Annotated in this window: 8 protein-coding genes and 1 pseudogene; 4 read left to right on the top strand and 5 right to left on the bottom strand. The window is 62.4% G+C overall.

The genetic code is table 11. The annotated features are described in order from the left end of the window. Positions 1-83 precede the first annotated feature (83 nt). Together ACIN8IBEIGE_RS21115 and ACIN8IBEIGE_RS21110 are read left to right on the top strand one after the other, a co-directional pair. Positions 84-860 (top strand): annotated as a pseudogene (locus ACIN8IBEIGE_RS21115) (PAS domain-containing protein); the annotation flags it as partial. Positions 861-959: 99 nt separating this feature from the next. Then, on the top strand, positions 960-1400 hold the full coding sequence (locus ACIN8IBEIGE_RS21110) for a methyl-accepting chemotaxis protein (protein ID WP_372240003.1): 441 nt from the start codon (positions 960-962) through the stop codon (positions 1398-1400). 104 nt (positions 1401-1504) lie between these two features. On the opposite strand, the gene aguA is transcribed toward ACIN8IBEIGE_RS21110, so the two are convergent. From aguA to ACIN8IBEIGE_RS05085, 5 genes are all read right to left on the bottom strand, one after another. Continuing rightward, positions 1505-2611 carry an agmatine deiminase gene (aguA, locus tag ACIN8IBEIGE_RS05105; protein WP_160013703.1) on the bottom strand — a complete coding sequence of 369 codons (1107 nt, stop codon included), beginning with the start codon at positions 2609-2611 and terminating at the stop codon, positions 1505-1507. 74 nt (positions 2612-2685) lie between these two features. After that, entirely contained in the window at positions 2686-3567 is an 882-nt protein-coding gene (gene aguB, locus ACIN8IBEIGE_RS05100) for an N-carbamoylputrescine amidase (protein ID WP_160013702.1), read from the bottom strand. A gap of 301 nt (positions 3568-3868) precedes the next feature. Beyond that, positions 3869-4078 (bottom strand): ribosome modulation factor, encoded by a 210-nt coding sequence (gene rmf, locus ACIN8IBEIGE_RS05095; protein WP_090380019.1) that lies wholly within the window; start codon positions 4076-4078, stop codon positions 3869-3871. A gap of 150 nt (positions 4079-4228) precedes the next feature. Then, complete coding sequence (gshA, locus tag ACIN8IBEIGE_RS05090; RefSeq protein ID WP_160013701.1) at positions 4229-5809, bottom strand: glutamate--cysteine ligase; 1581 nt, start codon at positions 5807-5809, stop codon at positions 4229-4231. A gap of 208 nt (positions 5810-6017) precedes the next feature. Then, a complete protein-coding gene (locus tag ACIN8IBEIGE_RS05085; RefSeq protein WP_160013700.1) occupies positions 6018-8357 on the bottom strand; it encodes a Tex family protein in 2340 nt (779 codons plus the stop codon). 225 nt (positions 8358-8582) lie between these two features. Between ACIN8IBEIGE_RS05085 and ompR the strand changes: the two genes are divergently transcribed. Then, on the top strand, positions 8583-9317 hold the full coding sequence (gene ompR / locus ACIN8IBEIGE_RS05080) for a two-component system response regulator OmpR (RefSeq protein WP_160013699.1): 735 nt from the start codon (positions 8583-8585) through the stop codon (positions 9315-9317). 95 nt (positions 9318-9412) lie between these two features. Next, positions 9413-10726, top strand: a complete 1314-nt coding sequence (locus ACIN8IBEIGE_RS05075; RefSeq protein ID WP_160013698.1) for an ATP-binding protein — start codon at positions 9413-9415, stop codon at positions 10724-10726. Positions 10727-10790: the final 64 nt, after the last annotated feature.

The raw sequence follows: 10790 nt of genomic DNA, 5'->3' as shown, positions 1-10790 counted from the left end.
GCGTGCCGATACGCTGGTTGGTTCAGGGATGAATAGATTGCCGTGTGCCCTGAGCAAATATTGCCCTTTCTGAGGCGCTTCATATGTTCGGATCAAAGGCTCACAGTGAACTACAGCAGTGCCAGGTACAGCTGGCAGCCAGCCAGCAGGTAATCGGGGCCATCCGACAAACCTTCGCCGTGATCGAGTTCACCGCCCAGGGCGAGATACTCGATGCCAACCCGCCATTTCTCGCAACCATGGGCTATCGCCTGGAAGATATCCGCGGCCAGCATCACCGCATGTTCTGCAGCAAGGAGCAGGTGGCCAGTCCGGCCTACGCGCAATTCTGGCGACGCCTAGCCGATGGTGAGAGCTTCAGTGACCGCTATATGCGTATTGCCAAAGGCGGCCGTGAGATCTGGCTGGAGGCCAGCTACCTGCCGGTACGCAATGCCGAGGGGCAGGTGATCAAAGTGATCAAGCTGGCCGCCGACATCACTGAGCGCATGCACGTTGAGCACCAGCATGATAGTTACCTGAAGGCGATCAATCGTTCGACGGCGGTGATCGAGTTCAATCTGGCCGGTGAGGTGCAGGATGCCAATGAGAACTTCCTCAGCACCATGGGCTATCGCCTGGAGGAAGTGCGTGGCGTGCATCACCGCCAATTCTGCACCCATGAGGAGGCGGCGAGTGATGATTATCGGCGCTTCTGGCAGCTTCTGAACCAGGGCGAGTTTGTTTCCGATCGCTTCAAACGCGTGACCAAAAGTGGTCGTGTGGTGTGGCTGCGCGCCACTTATAACCCCCTATATGACGCGACTGGTCGGTTATATGGGGTGGTCAAGTTTGCCAGTGACATCACCAACCAGGTGGAGCATCGCGAGGCCGAATCCGCTGCTGCCCAGCTGGCTTTTGTTATCGCCCGGGAAACCGATGAAAGCGCGATAAAGGGCGCCGAAACGGTCGAAGAAACCATGCAGGTGGTGCGCGGCATTGCCGCTGAGTTGACGCATGTTTCCGAGAATATTGGCGCTTTGAGCACTCAGTCCGAGCGTATCAGCAGCATTGTTCAGGTTATTCGTGGCATCGCCGAGCAGACCAATCTGCTGGCCCTCAATGCGGCCATCGAAGCTGCCCGTGCAGGCGAGCAGGGACGCGGTTTTGCCGTGGTGGCTGACGAGGTGCGCAACCTGGCGGCCCGCACCAGTCAGGCGACGGTCGAGATCAACGACGTGGTGCGTCTCAACCATGACCTGGCGCTGAAGGCGGTCAGTGGCATGGATGGCAGCAAGCAGAAAACGGAACAGGGTGTGTTATTGGCCAACAAGGCGGGTGAGGTGATGCTGGAAATCCGCGATGAGGCGCAGCGCGTGGTGGATGCCATTGGGCAATTTACCCAGGCCATGCAGGACTAGGAACCTGTTTACCATCTGCAGCATGTCGGCCATTCGGCGCTAGCTCGCGCGATCGTAAACAGGTTTTGCCTAACGCCCAGCCCTCAGCTGGCAGGGCTTAGTCCTTAGCGTTTCTGCGCTGCAGGTTGCTGCTGGGTGATGCAGTGAATATTGCCGCCGCCCAACAGAATTTCCCGGCCCGGCACCATTACCACGCGGTGTGCGGGGAACAGGCGACGCAGGATGGCTTCAGCCTCGGCATCCTTGGGATCGTCGAACTTGGGCGCAATGATGCCGCCGTTGACGATCAGGAAGTTGACGTAGGAGCCAGCCAGGCGGATCGATGGATCGCGCTCCTGGGTTCCGGCCACCAGATCCACCCCCGCACACTCTTCATCGCTGGCATACAGCGGGCCGGGTATCGGCATCTTGTGCACGATCAGTTGCCGGCCCTTGGCATCCCGAGCGTTTTCCAGCACGCGCATGGCCGCCTGACAGCGCGGGTAGTTAGGGTCCGCGGCATCGTCGGTCCAGGCCAGCAGCACTTCACCGGGGCGCACGTAGCAGCAGAAGTTGTCGACGTGGCCGTCGGTCTCGTCGTTGAACAGGCCGTCCGGCAGCCAGATCACGCTGTCGATGGCCAGGTGATCAGCCAGGTACTGCTCGATCTGCTCGCGGTTCAGGTGCGGGTTGCGGTTGGGGTTGAGCAGGCATTCCTCGGTAGTGATCAGGGTGCCTTCACCGTCGACATGGATCGAGCCGCCTTCGAGGATCAGCTCATCGGTGCGATAACGCGCGCAACCTTCGAGCTGCAGAATCTTGCGCGCCACCTGATCATCACGCACCCAGTTGGCATACAGCCCGCCATTCAGGCCGCCCCAGGCGTTGAACGCCCAGTCCACGCCGCGTACTTCGCCGCTGTTATTAGTGACGAAGGTCGGCCCGGTGTCGCGCACCCAGGCGTCGTCGGTGGTGATCTCCACCATGCGGATATTGGCGTGGGCCAGGCGCTCACTGGCGTTTTCATACTGGCCGGCGGACACGCACACGGTCACCGGTTCGAACTCGGCAATCGCCCTGGCTACTGCAGTGAACGCGGCTTGCGCAGGCTTGCCGCCCAGGCGCCAGTTATCCGGGCGCTCGGGCCAGACCATCCAGGTCTGGCTGTGGCTTTCCCACTCGGCAGGCATGCGGAAGCCGTCGGCGCGTGGGGTAGTCGTCAGGGTTGTCATAGGGTCACCAAAACATTGAGCGGGACGGATGGGTATTAACGCAGTGCGTCGCAACCCACCTTACAGGGGCGTTTTTACTCGGAGGCCAGATGGCCGTCGAGGGTTTTTAGCGGGCTATAGAGGTTGGGCCGACGGTCACGGAAGCTGCCCCAGGCGCTGCGGATATGCTCCAGCTGATCCAGATCGAAGCTGTGCATCAGTACCGCTTCGTCGGTTTCGTTGGCTTCCTGCACCTTGGCGCCGAACTGGTCGGCAATAAACGACGAGCCATAGAAGTTGATGTGGTAATCGCCCTGATCTTCACGGCCGATGCGGTTGCTGGCGATCAGCGGCATCAGGTTAGCGCCGGCATGGCCCTGCTGTACGCGTTGCCAGTGGTCGCGTGAGCTGATGCTCGGGTCATGCGGCTCGCTGCCGATGGCGGTCGGGTAGAACAGAATCTCGGCACCCAGCAGTGCCATGCTGCGCGCGCACTCGGGGAACCACTGGTCCCAGCAGATGCCCACGCCGATCTTGGCGTAGCGCGTATTCCATACCTTGAAGCCGGTGTCGCCGGGGTTGAAGTAGTACTTCTCGTGGTAGCCCGGGCCGTCCGGGATATGACTTTTCCGATAAATCCCGAGGTTGCTGCCGTCGGCGTCGATGATCGCAATGCTGTTGAAGCGCGCGCGGCCGGCCAGCTCGTAGAAGCTGATCGGCAGGACCACTTGCAATTCCTTGGCGATTTTCTGGAAGTGCAGGATCGCCGGGTTGCTCTCGGCCGGGGTGGCCAGTTGCAGGTAGTCCGGGTTGGGCTTCTGGCAGAAGTACGGCGCCTCGAACAGCTCTTGCAGCAGGATGATCTGTGCGCCCTTGCCGGCGGCCTGACGCACCAGCCGCTCAGCGTTGGCGAGATTCGCGGCGGTGTCCCAGGAACAGGTCATCTGGGTGGCGGCGACGGTAACGATACGGGGCATGGTTTTAGCACCTCAAGAGCAGTTGGGGCGGTCATCTGACACTAGCAGAGGCCGGCGACTGTGCCATGCCTCGCGGACGAGTCATGGCAGTGGATGGCCTATTTATATCCGATAAAAATCGACATTAAAAGCAAAAAATAAGATGTCGAGTGGTATTTAATCGACTTATATCGAATAAAAATCGGATTAAGTCGCTGCGGAAAAGCAAGCGCCGATCAAAGGCAAGGTAATACGCCGTCACGCAGGCTGACGTGCTGCGGGCGAGGAAGAGTTTCAGAGGGGGGTTGGGTAAGGCGAGGGGTCAGGCGCTGTAGCGTTTGTGCAGCTCGAATTGCTCGTGGCCGTCGTCCCAGCCGGCTTCCCAGGCGGCGATCAGCACATCGGCAGCGAGTCTGCGCGGGGCGTTGGTCTGTCCGGTCAGCCCTGCCATGTAGCCCTGTTGGTAAGCCTTGTTGAGGCTTTCCAGGCTCCAGTGCTGGTCATCTTCCGTGTTGAGGTCGGCGCAGGCCATGGCGGCAGCTCGCAGTGGATTTACCCATGCAATGCTAGCCGTATCACCCGGACAGGGCTGCGCCGCTGATCCCGCTTTTGCCACCGCTGGCGGTTTATGTGATGCAGTTGGCGAAATGCCGGCTGCATGCGAGCCGGCATTTTTCGGGGGTTAGACCGCGTGGGCCAGGATGCTGGCCTGATAGGCTGCGGCAAAACTGTCGAAATCGCCTTCTTCCTGGGCTTCCAGTTCCGCTTGGTCCTGCAGCGATTGCGCAGCGCTGGCCTCGAAGGCCGCTTGCTGTTCGGCGCTCAAGGGCTGGCTGCGGAAGTACTCGGCGTGCAGCTTGCTCTGATGCAGGGCGAACTCGGTAAAGCTCAGGCCCTGTTGCAGTTGCGCCAACACCTGGGCGGACGGAGTCAGGCTGGGATCGCCAACCTTGGCCTGTTGCGCCTGCAAGGCCAGGCTATGGGCGTTGTTGCCGTGGTTCTGGTCGAGCAGCTCGGCCAGCGGGCGAATCTGCTCCAGCAACTCGTCAGCCCAGGCCTGCAGCACCACCGGCTGGCCATTGCGCTGCAGCTGCAGGCCCGGCCGGCGACCTTCCTTGACCACGGCCAGGAAGTTGTCGGTGCAGGCATGGCATTCGCCGCTTTCCAGCAGCGGACTGTCGGCCAGCGCGCAGAACAGCAGGAAGGCGTCGAGGAAGCGCGACTCGATCAGATCGATACCCAGAGGCAGGAACGGGTTGATATCCAGGCAGCGCACTTCAACGTACTGCACGCCACGGGCCATCAGTGCCTGAATCGGCCGCTCGCCGCTGTAGGTCACACGTTTCGGGCGGATATTCGAGTAGTACTCGTTCTCGATCTGCAGGATGTTGGTATTGAGTTGCAGCCACTCGTCGTTCTTCTTCGCGCCGATCTCCACGTAGGGCGGGTAGGGCGTACCGACCGCCTGGCGCAGGCTGTCGGTGTAGCTGGCCAGATCGTTGTAACAAGGCGTAAGGCCGGCCTGAGCGGTGCTCTGATAACCCAGATCGCTCATGCGCAGGCTAGTGGCGTAGGGCAGGTAGAGGGTTTCTGCGTCCAGTTCCTGCAACTGATGCGGGCGGCCGCGCATAAAGCCCTTGTGCAGCGCCGGTGAGGCACCGAACAGGTACATCAGCAGCCAGCTGTAGCGGCGGAAGTTGCGGATCAGCGCGATATAGCGCGCCGACTGGTAATCGCGTGCGCTGCGCGTATCGCCTTCGGCCTGTTGTTGCAGCTGCCACAGGGCATCCGGCAGGGAGAAGTTGTAGTGGATGCCGGCAATGCACTGCATGGTCTTGCCGTAACGCAGGGCCAGGCCTTTGCGGTAGACGTACTTGAGTTCGCCGATATGCGAGCTGCCATAACGGGCGATCGGAATCGTCTCCTCGTCCGGCAGGGCGCAGGGCATCGACGGGCTCCACAGGTATTCGCCGTTCAGTTTGCTGTAGGCGAAGCGGTGGATCTGTTCGAGATCGGCCAGGGTCGCCGCCGGATCAGCCTCGGCTGGAGTGATAAATTCCAGCAGCGATTCGGAATAGTCGGTGGTGATCTGCGCGTGAGTCAGCGCCGAGCCGAGGGCGGCCGGGTGCGGCGTGAGGGCCAGTTGGCCGTCGCCATCGACGCGCAGGCATTCGCGCTCGATACCGTGCAGGCATTGGGAAAGCAGGGAGAGGTTGGCGCGCTCGCCAAGCTGGGCCAGGCGGCGGTTTAACAGGTCGCTCAAGATTGCATTCCTTCACGCATCGGTCGCCTCAATATGGGGACGACACGCATGCTCTACAAGGGGGCGAGAAAACCGCTTGCGGCGGCCGATAGCGCTTTATAACCCGGCGCGGGTGAAGAAGGTTATAGCTGGGCGCTGTGGTTTTGCGTCAGGGCGACGCGGCAGGGGATGGCCCACGGACATTGCGCCTATGTCCGTGGGCGTTGGCTTATTTCTTCAGTTGCTTGGCATTGGCAAACAGTGCCGCCATGCCGCCGTTGGCCGGTGCGGGCTTGTCCTGGCTGGAGTGGCGCTCGCTGCGCGGCGCATTGCCGGCCGGCTTGCCGCCACGTGCACCGCCGCGGGATTGCCCGCCACGCGTCCCTTCGATCTTCTCGCCGGGGGTGTCGCCCATGCGCATCGACAGGGCAATGCGGTTACGCGGGATGTCGACTTCCATGACCTTGACCTTGACCACGTCGCCGGCCTTGACCGCTTCGTGCGGGTCCTTGATGAACTTCTCCGACAGCGCCGAGATATGCACCAGACCGTCCTGGTGCACGCCGATATCGACGAAGGCGCCGAAGTTGGTCACGTTGGTCACCACGCCTTCGAGCATCATCCCCAGCTTGAGGTCGTTGAGGGTTTCCACGCCTTCCTGGAATTCGGCAGTCTTGAACTCCGGGCGCGGGTCGCGGCCGGGCTTTTCCAGCTCACTCAAGATATCGCCGATGGTCACCAGGCCGAACTTGTCATCGGTGAACTGCTTCGGATCGAGGCGCTTGAGGAAGCTCGAGTCACCGATCAGCGAGCGGATATCGCGGCCGGTGTCGGCAGCGATGCGCTGTACCAGCGGGTAGGTTTCCGGGTGCACGGCGGAAGCATCAAGCGGGTTGCTGCTGTTCATCACGCGCAGGAAGCCGGCGGCCTGTTCGAAAGTCTTGTCGCCCAGGCGCGGCACTTTGAGCAGGTCGGCGCGGCTGTTGAACGCGCCGTTGGCGTCGCGGAAGGCGACGATATTCTGCGCCAGGGTCGCATTCAGCCCGGAGATGCGCGCGAGTAGGGCGGCGGAAGCGGTGTTCACATCGACGCCGACGGCGTTTACGCAGTCCTCGACCACCGCATCCAGCGAGCGTGCCAGCTTGAGCTGGGAGACGTCGTGCTGGTACTGGCCGACGCCGATGGATTTCGGGTCGATCTTCACCAGCTCGGCCAGCGGATCCTGCAGGCGACGGGCGATGGACACCGCGCCGCGCAGCGACACGTCCATGTCCGGGAATTCCTTGGCGGCCAGCTCGGACGCCGAGTACACCGAGGCGCCGGCCTCGGACACCATGACCTTGGTCAGCTTCAGGCCGGGTACGGCTTTGATCAGGTCGGCGGCTAGCTTGTCGGTCTCGCGGCTGGCGGTGCCGTTGCCGATGGAGATCAGGTCGACACTGTGTTTGGCGCACAGCTTGGCAAGGATCGCCAGGGTGCCGTCCCAGTCGTTGCGCGGGGCATGCGGGTAGACGGTGGCGGTTTCCAGCACCTTGCCGGTGGCATCGACTACAGCCACTTTGCAGCCGGTGCGCAGGCCCGGGTCGAGTGCCAGGGTGGCGCGTGGGCCGGCCGGTGCGGCCAGCAGCAGGTCGTGCAGGTTACGGGCGAACACGTTGATCGCCTCGTCTTCGGCGGCTTCGCGCAGTTCGCCGAACAGGTCGGTTTCCAGGTGGGTGTAAAGCTTGACCTTCCAGGTCCAGCGCACTACTTCGCCCAGCCACTTATCGGCGGCGCGGCCACGGGCGCTGATGCCGAAGCGCTCGCCGATCATGCCTTCGCAGGGGTGCATGGCCCCTGGGATTTCCTCGCCGACTTTCAGGCTGGCGCTGAGAATGCCTTCATTGCGCCCGCGGAAAATCGCCAAAGCGCGGTGCGAGGGTGCGCCCTTGAGCTTCTCGTCGTGCTCGAAGTAGTCGCGGAACTTGGCACCTTCGTTTTCTTTGCCAGCGACCACGCGGGCACTGAGGATGGCGTTGTCCTTGAGGTAGCTGCGCAGGCTGGCCAGCAGGTTGGCGTCTTCGGCGAAGCGTTCCATAAGAATGTACTTGGCGCCTTCGAGCACGGCCTTGACGTCGGCAAAGCCCTTTTCGGCGTCGATAAAACGCTCGGCTTCGCTCTCGGGATTAAGCTCGGGGTTGTTAAACAGTGCGTCGGCCAGTTCGCCGAGGCCGGCTTCCAGGGCGATCTGGCCCTTGGTGCGGCGCTTCTGCTTGAACGGCAGGTAGAGGTCTTCCAGGCGGGTCTTGGTGTCGGCCAGGTTGATGTCGCGGCTCAGTTCCGGGGTCAGCTTGCCCTGTTCCTCGATGCTGGCGAGGATGCTGGCGCGGCGCTCGTCGAGTTCGCGCAGGTAGCGCAGGCGCTCTTCCAGGGTGCGCAGCTGGGTGTCATCCAGGCTGCCGGTGACCTCTTTGCGGTAGCGCGCGATAAACGGCACGGTAGAGCCTTCGTCGAGCAGCGCCACGGCGGCGGCGACCTGTTGCGGGCGTACGCCCAGTTCTTCGGCGATGCGGTTGTTGATGCTGAGCATAGAAAAAGCTACCCACACGGAAACGAAAAACCGGCCACGCAGAGCACGGGCCAGACACGAAAGCCGCGCATTATAAACACTGACCGGCAGCGCGCCGGGAACCAGTCGGGGAAAAATCTGCTAACAATGGACCACACGCCGGCTACGGCTCCTGAGCCATAATGCCGGCCATTGCACACTGCCAGCGCGCCCGCGCCCGGCAGATGCCCGGACAAGGAGCCCTGAATGAGCAGCACTGCACTTCCAGCTGAAGGCGAAAAAATCCTCATCGTTGACGACGACGCGCGCCTGCGTCGCCTGCTTGAGCGCTTCTTCGACGAGCAGGGCTACCGCGTGCGTGCGGTGGAAAACGTCGAGCAGATGGACCGCCTGCTGGCCCGCGAACTGTTCAATCTGGTGGTTCTCGACCTGATGCTGCCGGGCGAGGATGGTTTGTCTGCCTGCCGCCGTCTGCGTGAGGCGAACAATCAGGTGCCGATCATCATGCTCACCGCCAAAGGCGATGAGGCCAGCCGTATCCAGGGCCTGGAACTGGGTGCCGACGATTACCTGGCCAAGCCGTTCAACCCGCGCGAGCTGCTGGCACGGATCAAGGCCGTGCTGCGTCGCCAGGCGCCGGTAGTGCCAGGCGCGCCGGGCAGCGAAGACGAGAGCGTGAGTTTCGGCGACTACGAACTGTCCCTGGCCACCCGCGAACTGAAGAAGGCTGACGAGGTACATATGCTCACCACCGGTGAGTTCGCTGTGCTCAAGGCGCTGGTGCAGCACGCCCGCGAGCCGCTGACCCGCGACAAGCTGATGAATCTGGCCCGTGGCCGCGAGTGGGACGCGCTGGAGCGCTCCATCGACGTGCAGATTTCCCGTCTGCGCCGCTTGATCGAACCCGATCCGTCCAAACCGCGCTATATCCAGACGGTCTGGGGCGTGGGTTATGTGTTTGTGCCGGATGGCAATAAGTAACTGCCGTAGGGTGGATGACGCTTTATTCATCCACCTCTGTTTCTGCTCGGTGGATCGATGAGGCGCGATCCACCCTACGACCACATCGAGTCACCATGAAAACCCCTCTCTGGTTCCCGCAAAGCTTTTTCGCCCGCACGCTGTGGCTGGTGCTGATCGTGGTGCTGTTCTCCAAGGCGCTGACCCTGGTTTATCTGATGATGAACGAAGACGTGCTGGTCGACCGCCAATACAGCCACGGCGCCGCGCTGACCCTGCGTGCCTATTGGGCGGCGGACCCGGAAGATCGTGCCACCATCGCCGAAGCGGCCGGGCTCAAGCGCGTGCCGCATGAGCAGGTGCCGGCCACCGAGCAGCATTGGCCGTATAGCGAGATTTTTGCCCGGCAGATGCAGACTGAGCTGGGCCCGGATACCGAAGTGCGGGTGCGGGCCAAGAGCCCGCCAGCGCTCTGGGTGCATGCGCCGGCGCTGGGCGATGACTGGCTGCGGGTGCCGTTGTACCCGCATCCGTTGCGGGGCCAGCGGATCTGGAGTGTGCTGGGCTGGTTCCTGGCGATCGGCCTGTTGTCGACGGCGGCGGCGTGGATTTTCGTACGCCAGCTCAGCGCACCGCTCAAGCGCCTGGTATTTGCCGCCCGGCAGATCGGCAAGGGGCGCAGCGTGCGCCTGCCAGTGGGTGATACGCCGAGCGAGATGGCCGAGGTCTACCGCGCCTTCAATCAGATGGCCGAAGACGTCGAGCAGGCCGCCCGCGAACGTGAGCTGATGCTCGCCGGGGTGTCGCATGACCTGCGTACGCCGTTGACCCGCCTGCGCCTGTCCCTGGAGTTTCTGCACACCGATTCGGAGCTGACCGAAGATATGGTGCGCGATATCGAGGACATGGACGCGATCCTTGATCAGTTCCTCGCGTTTATCCGTGATGGTCGTGATGAGCCATTGGAGCAGCTTGATCTGCTCGAACTGATCCGTGAAGTGGTCGCGCCCTACAACCAGAAGCAGGAAATGGTCCGCCTGTGCCTGGAAGCGGTACCGCCTTTCCCGCTGCGTCGGGTATCGCTCAAACGGTTGCTGGTCAATCTGATCGAAAACGCCCTGCGCTACGGCGGCAATGCGGTTGAGGTGGCGGTTTCCCTGTCCGGCGATCACGGCGCGCCTTATGTGGTGCTGAGCGTGCTGGATCGCGGTGCGGGCATTGATCCGGCCGAACTGGGCAGCATCTTCAACCCCTTTATCCGTGGCGACCGCGCCCGTGGCGGGCAGGGTGCCGGCTTGGGCTTGGCCATCGTCAAGCGCATCGCCGCCTTGCACGGTGGCAGCGTTGAATTGCGCAACCGCAGCGGCGGCGGCCTGGAAGCACGGGTTTGCCTGCCGTTGGGGCTGCTGTTGCCGCGCGACGCGGTCTAGAGGGCACTGGCATACTGTCATCACTGCGCTGAACTATGCTTTATCAGCGCGATGACATGAGGTC

Source organism: Pseudomonas sp. 8BK (assembly GCF_902506475.1).
Lineage (GTDB): Bacteria > Pseudomonadota > Gammaproteobacteria > Pseudomonadales > Pseudomonadaceae > Aquipseudomonas > Aquipseudomonas anguilliseptica.
This window is presented reverse-complemented; position numbering and strand designations above follow the sequence as displayed.

Excerpts from the sequence above, each read along its gene's own strand:
- ACIN8IBEIGE_RS21110 (WP_372240003.1), top strand. The coding sequence starts at position 960 with ATGCAGGTGGTGCGCGGCATTGCCGCTGAGTTGACGCATGTTTCCGAG.
- aguA (WP_160013703.1), bottom strand. The coding sequence starts at position 2,611 with ATGACAACCCTGACGACTACCCCACGCGCCGACGGCTTCCGCATGCCT.
- aguB (WP_160013702.1), bottom strand. The coding sequence starts at position 3,567 with ATGCCCCGTATCGTTACCGTCGCCGCCACCCAGATGACCTGTTCCTGG.
- rmf (WP_090380019.1), bottom strand. The coding sequence starts at position 4,078 with ATGGCCTGCGCCGACCTCAACACGGAAGATGACCAGCACTGGAGCCTG.
- ACIN8IBEIGE_RS05085 (WP_160013700.1), bottom strand. The coding sequence starts at position 8,357 with ATGCTCAGCATCAACAACCGCATCGCCGAAGAACTGGGCGTACGCCCG.
- ompR (WP_160013699.1), top strand. The coding sequence starts at position 8,583 with ATGAGCAGCACTGCACTTCCAGCTGAAGGCGAAAAAATCCTCATCGTT.
- ACIN8IBEIGE_RS05075 (WP_160013698.1), top strand. The coding sequence starts at position 9,413 with ATGAAAACCCCTCTCTGGTTCCCGCAAAGCTTTTTCGCCCGCACGCTG.